Source organism: Pontiella agarivorans, assembly GCF_034531395.1.
Classification (GTDB): domain Bacteria; phylum Verrucomicrobiota; class Kiritimatiellia; order Kiritimatiellales; family Pontiellaceae; genus Pontiella; species Pontiella agarivorans.
In genome coordinates, this window is the sequence record NZ_JARVCO010000012.1 from 552,945 (window position 1) to 577,403 (window position 24,459).

Consider the following 24,459-nt stretch of genomic DNA (forward strand, 5'->3'; position numbering starts at 1 on the left):
ATATGGCCCATAAATCACTGATACAACTCACCCCGGTTGCTGTGTTTCTCAGCTTATCCACTACGCTGTATGCCGTTCGTACACCGTCGGAATATGTTCCTCCGTCCGGTTTAGTCCGAGGCGGGGCGTTTATAGACCGCTTCCTGCCGATTCCGGTGAGTGGTTCCCTTCGCTCTGATGTCTGGGGCGCAACAAATGTGGTTCCGCGCGACGTGAATAATGGGCTCGAGGATGACGAATATTCCTATTGGGGTGGAAATATCATCGTCGGTGACGATGGGAAAAACCATCTATTCGTCTGCCGCTGGCCGGAAGATAACGTGAAGGGCGGCGGAAAAGCATCCGGTCACAACACCTGGTGGGCCGCTGAAGTGGTGCATGCGATCAGTGACGGTCCGTTGGGACCGTATAAAGTAATTGATGTGATCGGGCCCGGTGTAACCCCGGAAATTTATCGGCGCAAAGACGGCACGTTTACCATAGGCATTATGGGCGAGATGGCCTACACCGGACCGATGCTGAATGGCCCTTGGACAAAAATTAAAGCTACGTTCGATTGTAAGAAGGAAAAGCTGAATACCACCTGTCGTACCTATGTTCCGCGAGCAGATGGATCGGTGCTGATGATGAATAAAAACGGATATATGTTCATCAGTGATCATGGCGATGAGCATTTCCGTCAGGTGACGGACCAAAGTGTCTACCCTAAAATCGAAAACGACTTTGAGGATCCGGTGATCTGGAAAGATGAAGTGCAGTATCATTTGGTTGTGAATGATTGGCGTCGTCGTTATGCCCTGTATATGCGCTCTCCCGATGGCATCCATTGGAAATGGGATCCCGGCTATGCCTACACGCCCGAGGTGATGAAGCACGAAGACGGAACGAAAGAACAGTGGTATAAGTTCGAACGAGCGAAGGTGCGGCAAGATCAATACGGCCGCGCGACCCATATGAATTTTGCTGTGATTGATGTGATTAAAAACAACGACCTCGCGAATGATAATCACAGTTCAAAAAATGTGGTTATTCCTTTGGTTGTGCCGCGACGGCTGGAACTCTTAAACCAGGAATCCATTCTGTTGAATACAGAACCTGTTCAAGTGAAAATTCTGGCGGAAGAGGGGTTCCAGCCTTTGGAGGATGTGGATGTTGGTTCGCTGATTTTTGGCGCTCCTGAGCTGGTTAATTTCGGCAAAGGCTGCAAACCGATTAAATCTGAGGCCATCGGAAGCGATCTGATGGTGACCTTTGAGGGCCGAAAACATGGAGTAAGCCAGGATAATTTCACCGCAAAAATGATTGGACGAACGAAGAGTGGAGGACTCCTGATGGGGTATGTTGCGTTGCCCGGACGCGAATAAAACCGTTGTGCGGTAGGGGTGCCGTGATGAAAATATAGAAAAATTCAGGCTCTGTCCGTGATGGGGTCTTTTTATTCCTCAGGGGTTCAATTTCCTGTGGTCCGGTGACCGAGAAACCATATCAGATTATGGCGGAGCCCGCGGAGTACACCTTTCACATTGCGCCGCTTTTCGGTGGAATGCATCCATAGTATCTCATGGAACTCCAGGGCCTGTTTTCTTTGCAGATCCGGTGGATAAGCTCTCTGATGAGAGATATTCACTGCAGGGTCACATCCTGAAACATAGGGTTGAACGGGGACATACATTCCCGTTGAGCTGTAGATAAACGCTGTTCAGGAGGGGCCTTTTTAGTTCGTCTTCAATGCGGAAGCTTTTTTATTCGTTCTTCTGTTTCGCCGGCTCACGCCAGGTCGTAAAGGAAGTATACAGAGAGAATAGAAAGCTGACTGATCAGATACGGAGATTGAGATGAAAAAATGGATTATAGCCAGTTTGGCCGGGGCTGTTGCTTTGGGTACGCAGGCCAATATATTTAAACCCGGGTTTACAGATAATAATACGAACAATATTGACTGGAGTATGCTCGATACCGGGTGGCAGGCCAAGGACGGCTGGAGCACGAATGCCACCGGGCTGGTCATGGGCAGTCCGGGGTTGAACTATGGAATTGCGCAGGTTGTTTCGATCGATGATGAATCCGGGGATCTGCTGACCTTGAATTTTGATTGGACGCCGGCCAACATTCCGTCAAATACCCAGTTGACGGTTAAATATCAGCTGATCGGGTGGAATGAAGTTTCGCCGGCCAGTTCCGGTAACTTTTTCACCGGAATGAATTTTGATGGCCGGTATGTCGATACGCTCGGCGGGACGCACGAACGCGTGGATCTGGTTGCCGGCAGCGTTGGCAGCACCAACGGTTCAAACATGGGGGAAACCGATGTGACGGCATCGGCTCCCGGTGTCACGGAAAGTTACTCTGCGACATTTAATATCGGAACCGACATCAGCGAGTATGAGTTTGTCGGAATTCGCATTCATATTGATGGAGGCAACACCAATACCGTTGTCGGATCCACCATCGAAAATATCAGCCTCACGGCATCAGATGCTCCCCCGAATATGATCAAATCGGGATTAACCGATAATAATTCCAACAGCATGGACTGGGGCATGGAAGATACCGGCTGGCAAGCAAAAGATTTCTGGACGGCAACGGCCGATGGGTTGGTGCACGATACCGGAGATAACTGGTGCGTTGCTCAGGTGAATTCAATTTCCAATGAAAGCGGGTCGAAACTCACATTCAGTTTTGACTGGACGCCGACCTCAACCAATGCGTGGCAATTGAATTACCAATTGATTGGATGGCAGACCGATGGATCCGAGTCGAACGGTTCATTTTTTAACGGTATGAATTTTGATGGTAGACAGGCGGGGGTTTTGGACGGTGCTGCCATCCGTGTCGTGGATCTGACGAATGGGAACTCGTTCACGAATAAACAGAATCAGAGTGAAATCTTTGTGACTGCTTCAGGGCAGGGGATAACGACGAATTATTCCGTTACATTTGATATCAGCGGGTATGACGCTGCGTTTAATGATATCAGCAAATTGGATTATTTCGGAATTCGCTTTCACATCGACGGCATTGCCTCGGGCGATGCAACCGCTGTGGGATCCACCATCGAAAATATTACCTTGGTGACCGAAAATTCAGGAATAGAACCGGGGTATGGTATCTGGGCTGCGGGCAAAGGCGTGACCGGCAGTGAAACCGACGATGACGATGGTGACGGGCTGAGTAACAGAGGCGAATATATCTTCGGCGGGGATCCAGTGCCCCCGAACGGAGCACTTGACCAGGGAACTCGGCCAACTTTCGATCCCGCAACCGGCGCCTATCAGTTCTCTATTCGAAATGATAACACGCTCAACTATTATGTACTCACCAACCTTGATCTGGTGAACGGTTCCTGGGGCACCAATGCCGGTCCGGTATCTGTTACAGGAAATGATGGGCTCATGGGCGACTACACTAATATGCTCGATACCGTGGAGAGCAAAATGTTCATCAAATTGTTGGCAGAATAGTTTTTATTCGCGGTTTCTTCATCATCAGAGCGTTCCGACAATTTGTCGGGACGTTCAACGTTGCCGGCCGCAGGATTTATAGGGTCTGGGTAATAGATTCAGGAAAAGTAAAAAAATGATCGTCTTGCAGCTCATATCGGCCATTGCTGTAAAGTGGGAATGGAATCTCACCAGTGTGAGTTTGATGTGGAATAGATCACCGTTTCTGAAACGCGGTGAAGGTTAAAGCTGTAAAATAAAAAGGTAATATATGATGGAGAAGCGTCTTTATTTAGCGGGTATTGTGACTCTGCTGGCCGGCATGGTTTTTGGTTTTGAATACGAACCGTATTGGCCGGGAACGGAAATTCAGAATGATAACTGGCTCTATCTCGAGCGGGATACGGATCAGTTGCCGATGGATGCGGATAGGGTTTATCAGCCGGTGACTCTGCCGCACACGTGGAACGCGCTCGATACGTTGGAAACCAAGAAATATCGGCAGGCGGCCTCATGGTATCGGAAAAATCTGATGATCACGCCGGAACAGCTGAAGCAAAGGCTTTATCTGCGGTTCGGTGCTGCCGGACAGGAGGCGAAAGTTTATCTGAATGGCGAGGAGCTCGGAGCCCATCGCGGCGGCTACAGCGCCTTCACCTTTGAACTTACCGGAAAACTGAAAGCAGGCGAAAACCGCATTGATGTGTGGGTATCGAATAAAATTAAGAACGATCTGATTCCGCAGAGCGCCGACTACAATTTTTACGGCGGTCTTTACCGCTCGGTTCAATTGATTACAGCTCCGGAAGTTTCGATTTCGCGTAAGCATTTCGGTGGGCCGGGCTATCGCGTCTGGAGCGAGCAGGTTGGAGATGATTCTGCCGATATGAATGTGACCGTACAGGTGGACAACGGTTCATCAAAAGCCTCTTCCGTGACCGTGGCTGCGCGCGTGTTGGATCTGGATGGACGCCCCGTTTCTACCGGCCGGGCCGACGTACAGGTCAAGGGTGGTGAAACACGTGCGGTTGATCTTAAAATGGACGATGTGAAAAATCCCCGGCTGTGGAGCCCGGAGCATCCCGAACTCTACCGGGTGGAAATCGCGTTATCACAGAATGGCCGAATCCTGGATTCCGTCGTCGTCAATCACGGCTTTCGCTGGTTTAAGTTTACGGCGGACCAGGGTTTTTTCCTCAATGGAAAATCCTACAAGCTGCATGGCACCAACCGTCATCAGGATTATTATCGCAAGGGCAATGCGCTGCCGCTGGATCAGCATCTGGCCGATGTGAAGTTGATGAAGGAAGCCGGAGTTAACTGGCTGCGGATGGCGCACTATCAGCAGAACGATTATTTTGTACAGCTTTGCGATCAGCTTGGCATCCTGGTATGGGAAGAGATTCCTTATGTGAATAAGGGGAAACCGGAGCTGATCGAACCGGTGATGCACTCCATGATGAAGGATTTGATTGAGCAGCATTTCAACCATCCGGCGATTATTCTGTGGGGAATGGGCAATGAAACGTGGATGAAGGATCGTGGAGACGGCTATGCCCACAACTATGATCTGATTAAAGGCGTGCGAGATCTGGTACACCGTGAAGATCCGGTGCGTAAAACGGTGTTTGTGATCGGGGACCGCAATTATGCGTCGGAACTCAAGGTGGTCGGACTGATGGATGTGTTCGGCTACAATCTCTATCGTGGCTGGTATGGCAGCACGGGGTATCAATCGCTGACGGATCGGCTGAATGAACTGCATGCGATGAATCCGGATACACCGTTGATTCTCTCTGAGTACGGTGCGGGGTCGGACCTTGCGGTGCATACGGAAAAACCGCGCCAGCAGGACTTCAGCATTGAGTATCAGAATGATTTTCTCGAATCACATCTCGATCAGATTGAAAAGCTCGACTGGCTGGCCGGCGCAAACCAATGGGCGTTCTGCGATTTCGGTGCGGCACACCGCGGTGATTCCATTCCGCATGTGAATCAGAAAGGGCTGGTCACGTTTGATCGCCAGAAGAAGGATGCCTTCTATCTGTTTAAATCGCGCTGGAGCACTGAGCCGGTGGTTTACATCGAATCGCCGTTCTGGACCGAGCGCAGCGGTAAGCCGAAAAAGACATATCGTGTATTTTCCAATATGGATACGGTGGAGTTTTTTCATAACGGGCGTTCGCTCGGAAAGCAGACCGAAGGTTTCCGCTGGGCTGTGACGCTGGTTGACGGAGAAAATACGCTGCTTGCCAAAGGGGTGTCTGGGGATGTTCAGCTCGAACACGGGTTCTCAGTTCGTTTCGGTGATAAGGAGGCGAAGTATCTTGTCCGGGCGTCTGCCGAAGAAGCCGCCAATCCGGCCAGCCATCTGGTGGACGGCAACCTGAACACGCGGTGGGGAGCCGAAGGTGAGCAGACTATTGATCTGGATCTGAAAAAAATAAGCCTCGTCAACGGTGTGAAAATTAAATTTTACAAGGGTGAATCGCGGACCTACAAGCTGGAGATTAAGGGATCGTCGGGCGGTAAAAAATCAACCGTGCTGTTTGCCGGTGAAAGCCGGCCGGATGCCGAGCTGCAGACCTTTCTTTTCGACCGTCAGCAGGAGCTCCGTTATCTGCAGGTTTTTGCCAAAGGGAACAATGAAAATAATTGGAACAGCTATTATGAAATCATTCCGATCGTGACGTTAGAGAAGCAGAACAAGAATCTCTACGAAACAATCGGGGAAGAATTCGCGCAATAACAAATGATGTTGTGAGAGTGGGGAGTTGGTTGTGAAAATGAAGGATTATTATATGAGAAACGTAATTCGGTGGAAATGGGCATTGGTTGTTTGGGGAATGCTGACCCTCAGCTCTCATGCAAACCTGTTGATTGATTCGCATACGGATAATAACGAGAATCATTTTCTCTACAGCATGGTCGATTCCGGCTGGCAATCTAAAGCCCATTGGCAGGAAGCTCCCGGTGGCGGCCTTCAGGTGGTCGGCGCGGATAACTGGGGCGTTGCCCAGGTGGTTTCCGTTAGCACGAATATCGGCTCCGAACTGGTATTCGGCTTCGATTGGACGCCGGGACCGGCAGCCACGAATGCATCGCTTGCGCTGACCTATGAACTGGTCGGGATTAAGGTGACGAATACCGCCCCCGATGGGGCGGATATCATTTTTCCAGGAATGAACTGGTTCAATACGAAGGTGGAGACGGATATTGCCAGCGGCGAGCGCACGGTGGTGGTCGATTTTCTGGCCGGAAATTTCCCCGTTGTGAGCGCATCGACCGGAGAGGCTTCTGTCAGTGCCCGGCAGGCGATCTCAAGTTCCGGGGAGACCGTATCGGTTTTGATCACCAACAGCGTGGCGGTCGGGAGTTATACCGACCTGAGTGATTACGATTATATCGGGATTCGTTTCGGCATTGACTCGAATGATGATCCAACGGTTGTGGGCGCCACGATAAAAAATATTCGATGGGGCGATCCCGAATCATGGGGGGGCGAGGTTCCTCCTGTAACAGCGCGTCAGAGCCTGATGGATTATTTTCTGCCGATGGAACCTCAGGGTCCGTTGGTGTCGAGCGGAATTTGGGGTTCCGCTGCGACGGCACTTCCGCGTGATATCAACAATGGCCTCGAAGATTCGGATATGAGCGACTGGTGCTACTGGGACGGCAGTATTGTGAAGAGTGATGACGGGCGCTATCACATGTTCGCCAGTCGCTGGAGTCAGACGAATTCACACAGTTCCGGTTGGAAGATTAACTCAAAAGGCATGCATGCGGTCAGTGACAATGTGAATGGTCCGTATGTGGATCAGGGAATGACCTGGCCGAATTGGCAGGAGGGCATCGGGCATAATGTGATCGGTTTGCGGATGCATGACGGACGTTATGCCATGGTTTCCAGCGAAATTACACCCGGGGATGTTTTTGTTTCGGACTCACCTGATGGGCCGTTTGAGCATCTGGGCCAGATAGAGTGGGATGCAAACGGGTTTAAGCCTGGTCTGGCCCGCTATAACAAGGCACCGAATCATATGTCGAATGTCATGATCATGCTGCGCCCGGATGGCCGCTATCAGATTGTGGCGCGGTCCTGTGCCATTCTGATCAGCGATGACGGAATTCTCGGGCCGTATAAAATAGTGGCAGGGCGGGCGTATGGAGACATTCCGGGGTTGCCGCAAGAGAATATGGAGGATCCGACGGTGTGGTACAGCGGGGGCTTATATCACATTGTGGTGAATCATTGGCCGACGGATACCTCCTATCACCTGACCTCCGAAGACGGGATTCATGACTGGGTTAATCGTGGCATTGCCTATCAGCACGGAAAAGGGATCTTCCGCTATCCGGATGGTACGGTGAATGAGTGGGAAACGGTGCAACGTCCTACAGCCTATGTGGAAGACGGCCACCTGTCGCATTTTAACTTTTCCGTCATTGATGTGCAGAAAGGCGCGGATGTCGGTAATGATAATCATGGAAGTAAAATCATTGTCGTTCCGGTCGATGGCGAGGCCTTCGAACGGGATCTGGCACTGAAGATAAAGACCGAGGCGGCTTCTACGGTTAGTATTAATCCGGTGGCGGATTCCTATGTGCGTGGTGGAGAATATGCAACTGACAATTACGGGACCTCGAATCGGTTGGTTTGTGCAAATAATGACCGTTGGAGACCGGATCATCGGGATACCCGCATTACCTATTTAAAATTTGATTTATCCTCGTTGCCCGAACGCAGTTTTACAAATGCGCTGTTTCGAATGCGGGTTGCCGGCAGTAGCGGGTATTCCGATCTGCATACGGTCTATTTTGTTGAAGATGACAATTGGGAAGAGGCAACGGTTACGTGGGACACGCGTTCCGCAACGAACGAAGTGCTGGGGAGTATGGTCTACCCGCCGCAGCGCTCGCGATTGCAGGTTGATGTAACGGATCGGCTGCTGCAGGAACTGCAGGGGGATAAGGTTCTTACACTGGCGGTTGCTTCAGATGCCGGAGATCGGGTTGAATATTATTCCCGCGAAGCGACGGATCCGAAGGATCGTCCCGAGTTGGCGTTGCGGATGGAATTGACGGGGTGGGAACATTATGTCGTCGACTATGGACTGAGCGGTTCTGTAACTGCAGATTTTGATGCCGATGGACAAACCGATGTTGAGGAATACGCTTTCGGAGGAGATCCCACCAATTCAACCGTTCAAGCTCCTGCTCCCCGCTTAACTTTCGGCACAAACGATAGCATCAGTTTTTACACCAGACAGGTAAACGCGGCCAATCCGGGTATTATGTATGTCGTTGAATGGGCCGATAATCTGATTTCCAATGACTGGAACGATACCTGGAACTACTCCGCCAACATTCCGGTTACGACAGATTATAACGATATTGAACGACAGATTTACGGGAAAACGAACCGTCATTTATTCGTTCGTCTTAAAACAGTTCAACCTTAAACCGTATTCATAAAGGACATTGCAGATCGTGAAATATAAAATAGTGCAGAGTTTACTTGTTGTTTTGGCGGGGTCATTGGCTCCACTTGCTGAGTCCAAAAGTTTAGTCGATTATTTCCTTCCTATGGAACCGCAGGGGCCGTTGGTCTCAGAGGGGATATGGGGAGAGACGAACGCGTTACCGCGGGATATTCATAACGGACTGGAAGATCCGGATCTGAGCGACTGGTGTTATTGGGATGGAAAAATTGTCAAGGATGATGCCGGTAAATACCATATGTATGCCAGTCGTTGGAACCAGACCAATGCGCACAGCAAAGGTTGGAATACCGCATCCAAGGGCACACATGCCGTTAGCGATCATCTGCTCGGGCCTTATGAGGATTTGGGTGAAATATGGTCGGACTGGAAGGACGGGGCCGGGCATAATGTGATTGGGTTGCGGTTACCTGACGGACGATATGCTGCGGTTGCCAGCGAAGGAACGCCGGGTGATGTATTTGTATCTGACTCTCCGGATGGACCCTTTGAACATCTCGGCGAATTTAAAATTGATCCGAACGGATATTATGCCGGGCTGGGTAGGTATGATGAACTCGATAGTGGTGCTGTAAAGGCAGGCGTAGTCGGTAATTTATCAAATGCCATGCTGATTGTACGGCCGGATGGACGGTACATGATTGTTGCACGTCACTGCGCCCCGATGATCAGCGATGACGGAATTCTCGGACCGTATAAAATTATGGCCGATAAAGCCTGGCGGGGCATCGAAGGGTTGCCGCAAATCAAGATGGAGGACCCGACCGTTTGGTACAGCGATGGGTTGTATCACATCGTCGTTAATTATCATGGAAACGGAAATGTGTCCTATCATCTGACTTCCGAAGACGGCATTCATAACTGGAAAAACCGGGGAATTGCATTTGACGGCGAGCGGAAAGATTTTTTCCGCTATACGGACGGGACTTCGAACTGGTGGTACATTGTTCAACGGCCGACGGTCTACACCGAAGACGGTCTGGTAAAAGCCTTCAACTTTTCCGTTATCGATGTGCATAAAGGACGGGACCGCGGGAACGATAATCATGGCAGTAAAATTGTTGTAGTTCCATTTGACGGCGAAGCATTCAGCAAACAGATGAAAAAAACGGTGCGTAAGGAGCTGGCCAAAGCCGACCGGACCCGTCCGCCTGCTCCGTGGAAATCCGTTAATACCGGTGCGGGTTCCCGTCGCGGAAATACCGGATATGAAACGGAATTTAATACCATGCGGGTTAAAGCACCCGGCCGGAAGGACGCCTGCCGTTTTGTCTATCAGAAAATGACAGGTGATATTTCCGCAACCGTGCAGGTATTATCGCAGGATATTTCAGACGATCCGGTAAAAGCGGGGCTCATGTTCCGCAAAAGTCTGGAGATGGATACGCCATCCGTCTTTGCCTCCATTTCCCGGCCGGGTGGATTCATCTTTGAGGGTCAGGATACCGTCATCGCTTCCCGCGCGCTGAAAGCGCCGTATTGGTTGCGGATGGAAAAGCGGGGCGGCAGAATTACGGCCTATATTTCCAGCAGCAACCGTATGAACTGGAAAAAAGCGGGTGAAACGGAGGTCGAACTCGGCGATGAATTTTATGTCGGTATGGCCGTTGCATCTCAGGATACCGATAGAGAGAGTTTGGCCCGTTTTAAAGATCCGGAGCTGCACAATTGGGGACAGCCTCTGACCGATGGTATTGTTAATCATACCTTCCCGGATCTCGTTCCCGCCGATGGGAAAATCACGTTTGAAGTGGAAGTTGAATCGAATGTTTCGGCGGAACTCTATGTTGAGTTGGAGCATGTGCATACCCACGAAAAATTTGTGGCGCTGCGCCATCGCTTAAAAAAGAAAACCGGGACGGTTGAATTGACCTACGATGTAGGAGAACTGCAGTCCGGTGAACCCTACTGGTTTGTGATTAAAATGATTCCGCTCCACGGCCACGAAAGCGAAGCACTTCAGAGCATGTTTAAAAAAGTTTGGGTTAAATAGCGGTTTGCCCCGCATCGGTTTACTTTTTTAAAAAGGAAGGTTTAGATGAAAAAAATCATACTTACAGCGACGCTGCTCAGTAGTGTTTGTGCTGTATTTGCAGTTGGGAAAACCGGGACTTTGGCGGGATCAAAACCCAATATTATTCTGGTTATGACGGATGATCAGGGGCCGTTGCTTTCCTGTATGGGCCATCCCGTTCTGCAGACCCCTCACATTGATGCGTTCGCAGAAAAAGCACTTCGGTTGACCGATTTTCATGTGAGCCCAACCTGCGCCCCGACCCGTGCAGCTCTGCTGACGGGTCGGCATGAATTTAAAAATGGAGTCACGCATACCATCCATGAACGCGAACTGATGGATTTGTCTGCTGTTACCTTTCCACAAGTTCTACAGAGCGCGGGATATGAAACCGGGATTTTCGGCAAGTGGCATCTGGGCGATATCGAGGAATACTGGCCGGTCAATCGCGGCTTTAATGAAGCGTTAACCCATGGTGCCGGCGGCATAGGGCAGGTATATCCGGGAAGCTGTGCTGATTTTCCGCCCAACAGCTCAAATGATCACAGCCCGCGTTATTTTGACAATGTGCTGCTGCACAACAAAACCGCAGTGCAGTCGAAAGGGTACTGCACGGATGTATTTTTTGAATCGGCGCTGGGGTGGATAAAAAAGCAACTCGATTCAAAGACGCCGTTTTTTGCGTATATCACGCCCAACGCACCGCATTCGCCGCTGATTGCGCCGGAAGAAAATGTAGAGCGCATTAATAAGCGTCATCCGGGGTTGGCCAAAGAGCAGCTCGGACGTTGGGGCATGATTGAAAACATTGACGACAACTTCGGCATGATGATGCAGAAGCTAGAAACCTGGGGGGCACTGAACAACACCCTGGTCATTTTTATGACTGACAACGGCGCACAGGTCCGAGACGGGAAAGTCGATGTTTTATGGAATAACGGATACAAAACCGGAAAAGGCTCGCCCGCAGAAGGGGGCACCCGTGTTCCCTGTTTCTGGTATTGGAAAAGGAAGCTTCCGGAAGGCGAAGCGTTTTCCGGACTGACAGCTCATCTTGATCTCTACAAAACCTTCTGTGACCTGGCCGGAGCGGCCATTCCTGAAAATGTACAGGAACTGGATGGTCGCACACTGCTGCCTGTGCTGAATAATCCGAATACGGAATGGGCCGACCGCATGCTCTTTATTCATTCCGGTCGCTGGGGGGGCGGAGAGGAACCGAACCGCGACGGGCGGAGCGGGGTACGTACACAGCGCTGGCGGCAGGTTGCCGGAAAGTTTCTTTATGATATTTCCAACGACCCGAAGGAAACCACAGATGTCTCCAAAAAATATCCGGAAGTGATGGAGCAGCTCACCATGGCCCGTCACGAGTGGTGGGAAAAGACCCTGCCGATGATGATTAACGAAGATCGTGAATTTGAAGGAACGGAACCTCCGCTTTTTACACTTTATAACCAGCAGAAAGCGGAGCAGGGCATTCCTGCATGGAATCCTGAAACCTATTATGAAGAAGGGAAATAATGATAACCAAACTGTTAAAAACGTTACTTTGCGCAGCGGCTGCAGTCGGCAGCATCGCTGCGGCTGAAAAACCGAATATTTTGTTTATTATGTCCGACGATCATACGTCGCAGGCGATCGGTGTGTATAACAGTCGGCTCTCGCCGCTGAATCCGACGCCGACGATTGATTCGATCGCCCGTGAAGGTATGGTGATGGAGAATGCGTTCACCCAGAACTCAATTTGCACGCCGAGCCGAGCCTGCATCATGACCGGACAGAGCAGTGCGGTGAACGGGTGTCCGCGGCTGGGGAGCCCGCTTCCGCCGGAAAGACAATATCTGGCTATCGAAATGGGAAAGGCGGGGTACAGCACGGCTGTAATCGGTAAGTGGCATCTGAAGGAGCGCCCCGAAGCCTTTGATTATTATAAAGTGCTGCCGGGGCAGGGTCTCTATTTTGATCCCATCTTTCGGGAAAAAGGCGTTGATAACGAAGTGACTTATGACTTTCACGGAAAAATGGTCACTGAAAAAGGAATCGTTCAGATGAGGGGGCATTCTTCCGACTGCATTGCCGGTTCATCATTGGAATGGCTTAAAAACGGCCGCGATAAATCCAGACCGTTTTTCCTGAAAATGCATTTTAAGGCGCCGCACGACCTTTTTCAGTACGCACCGCGTTACGCTGATTATCTGGCTGATGTGACCATTCCGGAACCGGAGAATATGTATGACCGCGGAAATCACGGATCGCTTGCGACGCGTGGTGAAAATGATGAGTTGGTGCATCATCTGGGGGCCTCGATCGGCCGTCGCAATCCTCACCGGAATTACATCATGGCCGGCGAGTGGAAAAAGACATTGAACGATTCGATGACCGATGAAGAAATTCAGAGCGCGGCGTATCAGGGCTATCTGAAAGCCTATCTGCGTTGCGTTAAAGGGGTGGATGACAATGTGAAACGGGTCATTGATTATCTCAAAGCGGAAGGGCTGTATGACAATACCGTCATTATCTACACCGGAGATCAGGGCTTTTATCTGGGAGAACACGATTACATCGACAAGCGTTGGCCGTACGAAGAGTCCATGCGTATGCCGTTTATTGTCCGCTACCCGAAGTCGGTTAAAATCGGTCGTTCCGATGCGATTGTGGAAAACATCGACTATGCGCCGACCATGCTGGATTTTGCGGATGTTGAAACGCCGGATTATATGCATGGAAAGAGTTTCCGCTCCATTCTTGAAACAGGCGTGGAACCGGATAACTGGAAACAGTCGGCGTATTATCACTACTGGCAGCATATGCATGCGCACGATAATCCGGCCTGCATCGCAATCCGCACAAAACGTTATAAGCTGATTCTGTTTTATGGAACATGGATGTCGATGGATACTCCGACTACGCCGCCCGCCTGGGAACTCTACGATCTGAAATTGGACCCGAAAGAGAACAATAACGTCATCGATAATCCGGAATATGCCGAGGTGATCGAACGCTTGAAGAAAGAGCTGAAAGGCCTGCGTGCGCAGTATCAGGAAGACGGGGCCAACATTCCGTTCAATAAGGTGATCGATGAATACTGGGATTACGGACCGGAAGAACGGGCAAAAGCAGTTAAAATTTCGAATGAATATCTCAAACTGCGAGAAAGCAATCCCACCGAAAAAGAGCTGGCTCAGGGCCGTGTTAAGAAGACAAAGAAAAAATAAAATGCTCCCTGTTTTGAGCAGGGATGGAGTTGAGATAATGAAGAAACTGTGGATATGGGCACTCAGCCTCTCTTTAAGTTGCACGGGCATGGCGGCTCGTCGTCCGAATGTAATTCTGATCATGACGGATGATCAGGGCTATGGCGATATTGCCGCTCACGGCAATCCGCAGATTCAGACGCCGGAAATGGATCGATTGCACAGCGAGTCGGTCCGTCTGACTGACTTTCACGTCGATCCCACCTGCGCACCAACTCGCGGGGCGCTGATGACGGGCAAGTATTCGCATCGCGCTCGTGTCTGGCATACGACCCATGGCGGAAACCATCTTCGAAAAACAGAAGTGACGATGGGCGATGTCTTTAAACACAACGGCTATGATACGGCCATGTTCGGCAAGTGGCATCTGGGTGCCAATTATCCGTACCGTCCGATAGACCGTGGTTTTGACGAATGGATTGGACTTGGTGATGGGGGACCGGGAACCACGGATGACTGGTTTTGGAATGATCGGGTCAATGATACCTATTGGCACAACGGCGAACGGGAATTCCGCGAGGGGTACAATCCGGATGTCTTCTTTGATGCGGCGATTGATTATGTGAAGACGCGTTCGTCCGAGAAGCCGTTCTTTGTCTACCTTCCAACGTATGCCCCGCATACTCCGTGTACGGTTCCGGATCAAACCATGGCGGATAAATACAAACAGATCGGCGTGCCGGCTGATCGAGCTTTTTTCTATGCCATGATTGAGAGGGTCGATCAGAATATCGGCCGATTACGAGCCGTGCTTGCCGATGAAAATCTGAGTGAGAACACCTTGGTCATTTTTATGACAGATAACGGCGGCAAGTTTGGACGTAAATCGTTCAATGCAGGGATGTCCGGCGGAAAGGGATCTTCCGCTGACGGCGGGCATCGTGTGCCTTGTTTTTTCTGTTGGCCCGGTGGCTTGTTGGGTGAACCTCGCGATATTCCGACGCTTTCGGCGCACATCGACCTGCTGCCTACGCTCGTCGAGCTGTGCGGAATGGAATTGCCCCGGTCGATTGATTTTGACGGAACAAGTTTGGTTCCACTGCTTCGCGGAACAAGCAAAAAGTGGCCGGAGCGGACGCTGTTTGTGGAAGGCCAGCGTTCGGTTGAACCTCATAAAGGAAGCCGGAGTGCTGTCATGACACAGAAATGGCGGCTGGTGGGACAAAAGAAATTGTATGCCATTCAGGAGGATCCAGGACAGGCACATGATGTTTCCGGTCAATTTCCTGAAGTGGTAAAGCAACTGAAAGACGAGTTTAATCAATATTGGGAGCATGTGACTCCGGATCATCGCAGTTATCCGGCACCAATCGTCGGTACTCCGTATGATGAAGAGATTTTACTCGGTTGCAGTGAGTATCGGGAGAAATGTGGATTCGCACATAGTGCAGCTGCGAAAGCCGATGAGGTGGAAGGGATATGGCATATCGAGGCGGCAACGGCAGGTCGCTATGAATTTGAAGTCTACCGTTGGCCGAGGGAAAGTGGCGACGGCACCATGCAGGGAATTCCAACGGTAACCAAAACAGTTGATGCATGGGAATTACGTCCCAGGACCCACCTGATTTATGCCAGTGAATTCAAAAAACTGCCTGTGGCATCTGTTTCGCTGAAGGTCGGCGATTTCAACGCAATGCGTTCGGTTTCTGCTGCAGATAAATCGGTGGTGTTCGAAGTGAATTTGCCTAAAGGAAAAACCACGGTTGAATCCATCTTTTATGATGAGTCCGGAAAGCGGCTGACACATGCCTACTATGTTTATGTCCGGAAAATCGCTGAATAAAAAAATCTTAGGAACACGCGGGATGGGCCCGCATGAAAAAATAACTTGATGTCAAAGGAGATCATTATGAATCAAAGAAAATTAACTGTTACAGGAAGCCTGCTGGCCGTTGGGCTAGCGGTGGTTTCCCATGCCGATGTGGTTGATTTCGGCGCAGCAAAGCAATATCCGGTTGGTCGTGCCATAGCGCAAAACCGCAATTGGAAATCTTCGGCTGCCGACGAAGTTTTTACCGGAAGTGAAAAGGGAATGGTGATAGCGGCTGAAAAGTCATCAGCATTCAGTTTGATTCAATACGCCCATCCGATTTCGGTTCCGAAGGTTGGCGATGCGGTTACAGTGTCGATAGATTTTACCTACGATCAGGTCAAAAAAAAATATGAGCAGGAAGTAATCCGGATCGGCGTTGGCAATGGGTCCAGCCGTCTGATGGCGACCTTTAACCGAAAAGGATGGGGTGACTATGATTCCATTGGGATGGAGGGGTATGCCGAGGGGATTGTATTATTCAAACCCAATATCGGGTTCAAAGATAATGCTGCAGTAGGTACGAGCGATCCGCTTAAACTATCCATGACGTTGACACGTGCTGAAGGCAACGTGTGGAATATAGTTGTGATTCTTAAAAACCGTAAGCCGGGATCGAACTGGTCCAAGCGTTGGGAAAAACAGGGTTTAACGTTTGAATCCGGAAATACGGATGAGCTCTTTGGGCTGATTCAGGCCGGAGCTTCCGATGAAAATTCCGGTGTGGTGAATCGTGTGGTTTCCCGTTTTGAAATCAATACGGATCCGGCACCGGCGGCCCCGCAAAAAACGTGGAACGGGGTGGATTTCAGAACATATATTCTTCCAATGCAGCCGCAGGGACCGTTGGTGTCCGAGGGGATTTGGGGAGAAGATATTTTGCCTCGTGATCCGAAGAACGGGCTGGAAGATACGAGCATGAAAAATTGGTGCTACTGGGATGGCAGTATTGTGAAAGATGATGCCGGTAAATACCATATGTATGCCAGTCGTTGGACACAGACGGTTCCGCATAGCCTCGGATGGAAGGAAAACTCGAAGGGGATGCATGCGGTCAGTGATAACATAATGGGGCCGTATAAAGATATGGGGCTGACCTGGCCGCAGTGGAAAGAGGGTCTCGGTCATAATGTGGTTGGTCTTCGGATGTTCGACGGACGGTATGCAATGGTCACCAGTGATCGGACCCGAGGTGAAGTATTTGTCTCTGATGGTCCCGACGGGCCGTTTGAACTGCTGGGAGAAATTAAGGTTGATCCCAATGGATTTAATCCCGGTCTGGCGCGTTATGACGGCGGAAAGGGAAACATGTCCAATGTTATGATTATTCCGCGAAATGACGGACGCTATATGATCGTTGCCCGTTCCACGGCCGTCATGATCAGCGAAGATGGAATTCTCGGTCCGTACAAGATCATGTCTGACCGGGTTTACAAAGATATGCCGGAAATTCCCCAGACGCGCATGGAAGATCCAACCGCGTGGTTCAGCGGCGGAATGTATCATATGCTGGTGAATCATTGGCCGGGTAAAACGACCTATCACTTTTCATCGAAAGACGGTATTCACGACTGGAAGTATCGGGGCATTGCCTACCGTAAAGATGAAGCCCTGTTCCGTTATCCGGATGGTACGGTGGATGAATGGTATATTGTTCAGCGTCCGACGGCTTACACGGAAGACGGACACATTACACATTTTAACTTTTCGGTAATCGACGTCACCAAAGGCGGAGATCGTGGTAACGATCAACACGGCAGTAAAATTATTGTTGTTCCCTTTGACGGAGAAGCCTTCGATCGCGATATGCAGGCTGTAGTGGCTGCCGAAGAGGCGGGCGAGTAATTGTACCGTTAAAATAGTGGCGCCTCTGGAATGAGGCGCCACATAGTGTGTTGAAAGGTTAAGTTTCTTGCTTCGTTAAAGTATTCCGTGATCGATTTAACGGAAGGCGACCATACGTTTGCGCATAATGGAAAGCTGGAAGAATGGCCTGTTTGCCTGTTCCGGGAACGCCCAGCGAAATCACAAAGAAACCTTGAAAAGGGCATCATTTATTTTTTTAACCGGCGCACGATCTGTTTTGCGTGCCGGAGTGCGATCGGATAAATTTCAACAAGGCCTAAGGGAGGACGGAGGGCGTTTCGCAACGGCATCAAGCAGGATCCGGCTGGTTTTGTCATGAATTAGCCGATCCATGACCTAAGATTTGGGGGCAGATGCAATGCTATTCAATATTCTGAAGGCGTTGAAAAGAAGTATTGATGACTGAATAGGGGGAAAGGCTATGAAACTGACGCTTGAATATTTTTTGAGAGAGATCGTTCCTCTGATTTCCGCTCAGTTTTTTTTAGCTTTTTTGATCTACTTCACCCTAATCAAAAAACAAATTAAGCGAATTTATCCATTTTACGCTGCGTTCATTATTTCGTTTATTCTGTTTCTCGGCGGACGTTTGCTGCATCAGTGGTTGTCGACCACCGGAATCGCTAATGCTTTGTATATCAGGATGTTTCTTCTTTTCGGGGTTGGGATTCCCTCCTTATTGCTGGCAACCGCCATTCAGATGAAATACCGGGTTACGACTAAGTGGTATTTTATTGCATATGTTCCGGGAGTCGTATTTTCGCTGCTGTATATTTTAATCCGGGACTGCGTTTCGATTTGTGAAATAGGAAAGTTTTTTGGCTACACACCACGCCAGATTAAGTCATTACATTTAACTATTTGGTATGTCCACGGGCTGCAGATTGCGGCTGCTTTTTTGATGATGGTTGTGCCCAGCGTGTTATTTATTTCGAAAAAAGACGGTAACATTAATGTTCGGTATAATTTGATCGGGGTACTTCTTTTCGGGATATCCATGATCATAGGAACAGCCTTGCAGGAATGGTGGATTCTTTATTCGAGCTCGATAATCTGCGTTATATTCTGGGGAGTTTCGATTTATCTGGATATTCGTCAGATGCGGGATAAAGCCGAAGTTTTCAGTCCACTTATTCATGAAGAACTATTTCATAGTATTGGAAAGCGATCGGCAACAGAAGCGACGCTGAGCAAACTGTTCAATGCTGTCGGGGTTACTTCAGAGGTGAGCCGGTTCATTGTGATTAAGCCTGATCTATCCGTAGATGATGTGAATGCGGCCGCATTTTCCGGGGAATTTATACATCAAGAATTAGGATCCGATATTTTTCATGGAATATTAGAGGCTGGAAATTATGTTTTTCTTCCGTCGGGGTCGCTCAATATCGGGTTATGTATTTGCGAAGGCAATACACTGGATGAAAACAGCATACTGGCCGTTGGAGAAGCATTACGTGAATCTGTTGAGAAGCATCTGTCCATTACGGTCAGTGTTGGGATAGGAACGTCATATTCCTCACTCTCCGAATTGCGCTTATCTTATCAGGAAGCGTATGAAGCCGTTCTGCATGCATCATCGAATGGCGGTAACATGGTGGTTCGGTACACGGATCTGGCGCAATCAGCCGTCAACGCCACTTATCCATTCCGTTTACGACAGGAACTGTTGCTGAAGATTCGTTCAGGCCATGTCGAAGACATAAATGATAACATTCATGTTTTGCTGGAAAAATTGAATACTTTTTGCCATGGGAGATCTGGAGTCCTCAAACAGCGAGTACATGAAATTATTTTTATGATTTCCGATGCTGTTATTTCAGATGGAGGCGATCCGGTTATATTATTTGACCGAATGGAGATCTCCGGAGTTAAAATCGATCAAGCTGCATCGGTAAAAGAGGTTGAGGAAATCGTACACCGTGAAACGATATTCTATGCGAAACAGATTGCCGAAGTCGGCGAATCCAGAGTGGACAATGTGGTTGAGCGAGCTCTGGCATTTATAGCTGAACACTACGGTGAAGATATCGGGGTTGGTGAAATTGCGGAAAAACTGAACGTCAGTCGTTCTTATCTTATGGCCCTGTTTAAAAAATCAACAGGTCATACCGTTAATCAGCATTTGACCGATGTTCGTATTGAAATGGCAAAAGTCATTCTGATGAAAAAAAACGTAACAGAAACGGCTTTTGAAGTAGGCTTCAACTCTTCTAACTATTTTACGACCGTATTTAAAAAGCAGTTAGGGATGACGCCTAAAGATTATCAGTTTCAGAATCGGCAGGATTAATTCGCATTTATCATGTTTATCAATGAGGTGTCGGATTATTTATCAGGCGGTTTCAGGGTGTTTTTCGGGCACTTCTTTTTTTCAAGATTGACTCCTTTTTGAACCCCAAGAAGACATATACGTCCCTTTGATGTGGGCCATAAAACCCTTTATTTGCAAAGTAAATAGGAAATTGAGGGTCTGTTCAGACAATTTTGAGGGCGCTTCTGAGCTTTTTTATTTTTTCATGTCCTACATTGCTTGCACAGCCTTTTTAAAAGGGGTGCTTGATGTGATCAATGAGAATCGACCGGAACGGTCGGTTTGACAAAGAAAAGGGAAATGAAATGAAATATACAAAAGAACTCGTTACAGCAGTTGTGTTTGCAGTTGCTACGTCTGCTCTCGCAGATCCACTCAGTTTTACTGAAGACTTTGATACCGCCGGTCTAGATAACTTCACCTTGGTTGATCGCACCGCGGCAGGGTCCAATGCAGGGAAAAGCAGTTTGGTTGCCGGGGTTACAGGGCAGGCCGGCCATGTCGGAAATGGCGTAACCTACGGGGATAACAGTCAGGCCGGAGCTTGGTTGCAGGCTAATGGTATTGCTGTTGATGCTAATTCCGATTTTACCCTGTCCTATAGTTTTAAGTTTGAGCAGGAGGGTACGTTCGACGATGCAATTTTAGCTTTCGGAAATCTGGATGCCGGTAATTATTACACATCCTATACTACAGAAGGTGCGGGGGGATCGTTGCTCTATATTGCTAAGAACGGAAAACGGGAAGGGAATTCCGCGAATGCCTCAGCAGATTTCGGCACTACTTTTGCCGATGACACCTGGCATAGTGCTACCTATTCATGGGTTGCTGCAACTGAAACGCTGACTGCAACGGTCGGATCTGCGTCTTACAGCGTGGTTCTGGATGGTTCAACAGCATATAATGTGTCTCTGAAAGATTACACTGATGGCATTCAGTTCGGGTTTGGAACACATAATGACCGGGCCAGTTTCGATGATATTCAGCTGACAGGGACAGCTATTCCTGAACCGGCTACGCTCGGGCTGATCGGTGCATTTGGCGGAGCCATTATTTTTGTGCGTCGTCGACTCATAATCTAACCGGTCGTTTACAAAGCATTCGCAGTCAGCCGTATTTCCGGTTTTTACCAATGAGAACATCCGGCCTTGTGCCGGGTGATTTTCAGGAATCGGTCCGGGATTCTTAACTTAATCCAGATAGAGCCGGACCCAATCGGGAACCACTTGTTTTCGTTAATAGACGATAATTAATCATCCCCGTTTCATTTAACTCTTAGCGATCTCGGTGGAGGAAGTTCCTGCGCCGTTTAACAGGATGGATTTGAACGCTCAACCGTTTCCGTTCTGCAAAAAACTCAATCCCCTCAAAATATATCGACATAAGAATGCATTAAATAAAGGGGGTTGTGTGTGAAGCACTTCTTTTTAGGTGGTTTCGGCGCAATTTTGCAGGCGACGAAAGTGAGATCAGCGTAGAAACGGTAAAAAATAAGATGGGAATTGAATGAATTGATCTGGCGTGTTGGATCTCTTCTCTTACAAAGAGAATGGGGGACATATTCTGAAACATCGTCGTATGTCTGATACACGGCAATAACAATCAAGATAGGAGAAGATATGAGTAAAATATTAACAATGCTATTAAGCATTCTGGGATGCGTGGGCTTCGTGAATGCGGAGAATTTTATACTGGATGTTCAGCAGGATACATTCATTCAGGCATCAACCAAGGACACCAACTTTGGAAGCGATACGAACACGTTTGTCCGTTCTGCCAACCCATCTCAGAACTGGGGGCGTGTGGGCTATTATCAGTTTGATATCAGCTCGATAACAGAAGCGCAGCTGAATGCTGCGGTGAGTGCCGAGCTGACGTTGCATATACAGAGTTTGGCCTCTACGAGCGGTGCCGGTGAAATACGTGTTTACGGGCTCACCGACTCCTGGGATGAAACAGCCCTAACATGGAATACCGCACCGATGAAATATATTAATACCTACGGGGACGTGACCGGCTCTCCTGCGCCTTTGTTTGATACAGCTGACGCCACCCATGCGAATCTGGGTATTGTGGCGGGGGAAGCCTATGAAATGGCATCGGCCAATATGTTGACCTTCCTGAGGGATGCCAAGGCCGCAGGGAATGATGAAGTAACCTTCGTTGTTGCCCCATACAATGATCCGGCGGCTAATTTTGGTTTTTACGCTTATTCCAAAGAAGAAGCCTCCGGAACAAAAGGGGCTTCGCTTCTGATTGCTGACTCGGGCGGCTTGGCTCTGACTTCTGTTCAGGTTTTCGGTCCGTCGGAGATCTATGAAGAGACAACGGGTCAATATACCTGTCTGGCATTTTTTGACGATGGCAGCACGAATGATGTTACCAATACCGCCATATGGTCTGAGGACAATGATACGACTACTATTTCCGCCGGGGTTCTGACGGCCGGGGCAGTTGATTTCTCTCAGACGGTTACGGTTGCGGCAAGTTATACCTACGGCACCGTGACAGAAGACGATGCTGTGACGGTTACAGTGAACGATCGTCCGGTGCCGCCTCCTCCAGTCGTGACGACCGTGTTGTTGAACGAAGATTTTGAAGGCACAATGACCAACTTTACGTGGATCGTGAATGTGGCTGATGCAGCAAATTCCAATGCGTATTCATCTACTACAGGCGTTAATCATGCTACCGGAGCAGCCGAAGGGTCGGCAGCACATGTCGGCGATGGGTTGAGCGCCAGTGGCGACAACACGCTTGCCGCCGGCTGGATACAGGCGAACGACCTGCTGGTCGACCCGGCATCGAACTTTACGATGACGGTTGATTTCAAGTTTGAGCAGGAATCCAATTACGATGACTGCCAGATCTTTATCGGCGATCTTAACGGAAAAAGTTATTACCGACTGGGACTCAGTGAAAGTACGGACGCCCAAAGTGCATATCTGATTGAAGGCGGCGTTCGCAACGGTACTGCGCTTGGAGTGTATGCTCCGGCTTTAGTTGACGATACCTGGTACACGGCAACGGTTGGCTGGGATGCTGCAGCGGAAACCCTGACTCTTCATGTAGAGGAAGTGGCAGGCTCATCTAATGTGCTGATATTTGCGAGCGTACTGGATGGTTCCGGCGATAAAGTGTCTCTTAAGGATCTGGCCGCCGGAGGGGTGCAGTTTGGCTTCGGAACGTTCAACGATCGGGCCAGCTGTGACAATGTTGTTATTGCGGGTACTGCTTTGCGTACGCTTACCGATCCGTCCTTTACCGAGGATTTTGAGAATGGCGGTATTGCCCACTTTACCTGGGTCATGAACTCAGTGACTTCCATCAATGAAAATGCAATCTCAACGATCAACGGGGTCAATCATGAAACAGGAGCCGAGGAAGGAACGGCCCTGCATGTCGGTGACGGGCTTGTAAGCATCGATAACCATCAGGCTTCAGGCTGGGCATTATGGGACGGTGTTTCCGTTGACCCGAAATATGATTTCGTGCTGGTGGCTGATGTGAAATATGAGAATGAAGGCGGCTATGATGATGCACTGCTCTTTGTGGGTGATATGGATGATAAAAGCTATTACCGTCTAAGTCTGGGTGAAAACGATGTTTCGAAACAGATGTGGGCAGTAACCAATGGGGTTAAATATGGTTTGGTGACCAACACAAATGGGACACAGACAGCAACTTTGCCGCCTACCGTCTATTATACTGGAAGTTCGCTCGCGGACGATACCTGGTACACCACCATGGTCGAGTGGGATGCAGACACCGAAAGCATGTCCTTCAGCGTAAGCGGACTGAGCGGCTCGGGATCTAGTTCATTTTCGGACGTCCTGCTGGATGGCAGTTCCTCCAATAATCCTGCTTTCATGAGCATGGCCGCCAGTGGCGTACAGTTTGGGTTCGGTACGTTTAATGACCGGGCAAGTTTTGACAACATGGCCGTTTATGTGTTCCTGCCTCCGTTTAATCCCGATGATCTGGCATACGACATCATTGATATTACTTCATCAAATATGACGATCTCGATTGATGCTGCTGAAGGTCTTACCTATGAGCTCCAGTGGGACGAAAATCTGATGATTGCACCTACCTGGGCACCGGTTGAAGTGGTTGCCACGACGGGTACAAACACGGTGCATACCTTTAACCTGCCGGATACGGGAGCTGCAACCAGCTTCTTCCGGTTGATTGCTAAATAGATGCAATACGGCATTTAGCATACGTAAGGGGAGCGCGGTATGACGGGTTCATGCCGTG

12 protein-coding genes are annotated in these 24,459 nt (G+C 49.3%); all 12 read left to right on the forward strand.

The window, feature by feature from the left end:
* Nucleotides 1–2 precede the first annotated feature (2 nt).
* The 12 genes from P9H32_RS15280 to P9H32_RS15335 all read left to right on the forward strand — a co-directional run bounded on the left by P9H32_RS15280 (nucleotide 3) and on the right by P9H32_RS15335 (nucleotide 24,401).
* Entirely contained in the window at nucleotides 3–1,364 is a 1,362-nt protein-coding gene (locus P9H32_RS15280) for a glycoside hydrolase family protein (protein ID WP_322609783.1), read from the forward strand.
* Nucleotides 1,365–1,835: 471 nt separating this feature from the next.
* Nucleotides 1,836–3,461, forward strand: a complete 1,626-nt coding sequence (locus tag P9H32_RS15285; protein ID WP_322609784.1) for a hypothetical protein — start codon at nucleotides 1,836–1,838, stop codon at nucleotides 3,459–3,461.
* Nucleotides 3,462–3,711: 250 nt separating this feature from the next.
* A complete protein-coding gene (locus tag P9H32_RS15290; protein WP_322609785.1) occupies nucleotides 3,712–6,189 on the forward strand; it encodes a glycoside hydrolase family 2 protein in 2,478 nt (825 codons plus the stop codon).
* 52 nt (nucleotides 6,190–6,241) lie between these two features.
* On the forward strand, nucleotides 6,242–8,902 hold the full coding sequence (locus P9H32_RS15295) for a CBM96 family carbohydrate-binding protein (RefSeq protein WP_322609786.1): 2,661 nt from the start codon (nucleotides 6,242–6,244) through the stop codon (nucleotides 8,900–8,902).
* 28 nt (nucleotides 8,903–8,930) lie between these two features.
* On the forward strand, nucleotides 8,931–10,934 hold the full coding sequence (locus tag P9H32_RS15300; RefSeq protein ID WP_322609787.1) for a glycoside hydrolase family protein: 2,004 nt from the start codon (nucleotides 8,931–8,933) through the stop codon (nucleotides 10,932–10,934).
* A gap of 45 nt (nucleotides 10,935–10,979) precedes the next feature.
* Entirely contained in the window at nucleotides 10,980–12,479 is a 1,500-nt protein-coding gene (locus tag P9H32_RS15305; RefSeq protein WP_322609788.1) for an arylsulfatase, read from the forward strand.
* Nucleotides 12,479–14,173, forward strand: a complete 1,695-nt coding sequence (locus P9H32_RS15310) for a sulfatase family protein (RefSeq protein ID WP_322609789.1) — start codon at nucleotides 12,479–12,481, stop codon at nucleotides 14,171–14,173. Before P9H32_RS15305 ends, P9H32_RS15310 begins: the two co-directional genes overlap by 1 nt.
* 37 nt (nucleotides 14,174–14,210) lie before the next feature.
* Nucleotides 14,211–15,995 (forward strand): arylsulfatase, encoded by a 1,785-nt coding sequence (locus tag P9H32_RS15315; RefSeq protein ID WP_322609790.1) that lies wholly within the window; start codon nucleotides 14,211–14,213, stop codon nucleotides 15,993–15,995.
* A gap of 66 nt (nucleotides 15,996–16,061) precedes the next feature.
* Nucleotides 16,062–17,867 (forward strand): glycoside hydrolase family protein, encoded by a 1,806-nt coding sequence (locus P9H32_RS15320; protein ID WP_322609791.1) that lies wholly within the window; start codon nucleotides 16,062–16,064, stop codon nucleotides 17,865–17,867.
* Nucleotides 17,868–18,309: 442 nt separating this feature from the next.
* Nucleotides 18,310–20,178, forward strand: a complete 1,869-nt coding sequence (locus tag P9H32_RS15325; protein ID WP_322609792.1) for a helix-turn-helix domain-containing protein — start codon at nucleotides 18,310–18,312, stop codon at nucleotides 20,176–20,178.
* A 326-nt stretch (nucleotides 20,179–20,504) separates the two neighbouring features.
* Complete coding sequence (locus P9H32_RS15330; RefSeq protein ID WP_322609793.1) at nucleotides 20,505–21,281, forward strand: PEP-CTERM sorting domain-containing protein; 777 nt, start codon at nucleotides 20,505–20,507, stop codon at nucleotides 21,279–21,281.
* Nucleotides 21,282–21,818: 537 nt separating this feature from the next.
* Nucleotides 21,819–24,401 (forward strand): DNRLRE domain-containing protein, encoded by a 2,583-nt coding sequence (locus tag P9H32_RS15335; RefSeq protein WP_322609794.1) that lies wholly within the window; start codon nucleotides 21,819–21,821, stop codon nucleotides 24,399–24,401.
* Nucleotides 24,402–24,459: the final 58 nt, after the last annotated feature.

Excerpts from the sequence above, each read along its gene's own strand:
- P9H32_RS15280 (WP_322609783.1), top strand. The coding sequence starts at position 3 with ATGGCCCATAAATCACTGATACAACTCACCCCGGTTGCTGTGTTTCTC.
- P9H32_RS15285 (WP_322609784.1), top strand. The coding sequence starts at position 1,836 with ATGAAAAAATGGATTATAGCCAGTTTGGCCGGGGCTGTTGCTTTGGGT.
- P9H32_RS15290 (WP_322609785.1), top strand. The coding sequence starts at position 3,712 with ATGATGGAGAAGCGTCTTTATTTAGCGGGTATTGTGACTCTGCTGGCC.
- P9H32_RS15295 (WP_322609786.1), top strand. The coding sequence starts at position 6,242 with ATGAGAAACGTAATTCGGTGGAAATGGGCATTGGTTGTTTGGGGAATG.
- P9H32_RS15305 (WP_322609788.1), top strand. The coding sequence starts at position 10,980 with ATGAAAAAAATCATACTTACAGCGACGCTGCTCAGTAGTGTTTGTGCT.
- P9H32_RS15310 (WP_322609789.1), top strand. The coding sequence starts at position 12,479 with ATGATAACCAAACTGTTAAAAACGTTACTTTGCGCAGCGGCTGCAGTC.
- P9H32_RS15315 (WP_322609790.1), top strand. The coding sequence starts at position 14,211 with ATGAAGAAACTGTGGATATGGGCACTCAGCCTCTCTTTAAGTTGCACG.
- P9H32_RS15320 (WP_322609791.1), top strand. The coding sequence starts at position 16,062 with ATGAATCAAAGAAAATTAACTGTTACAGGAAGCCTGCTGGCCGTTGGG.
- P9H32_RS15325 (WP_322609792.1), top strand. The coding sequence starts at position 18,310 with ATGAAACTGACGCTTGAATATTTTTTGAGAGAGATCGTTCCTCTGATT.
- P9H32_RS15330 (WP_322609793.1), top strand. The coding sequence starts at position 20,505 with ATGAAATATACAAAAGAACTCGTTACAGCAGTTGTGTTTGCAGTTGCT.
- P9H32_RS15335 (WP_322609794.1), top strand. The coding sequence starts at position 21,819 with ATGAGTAAAATATTAACAATGCTATTAAGCATTCTGGGATGCGTGGGC.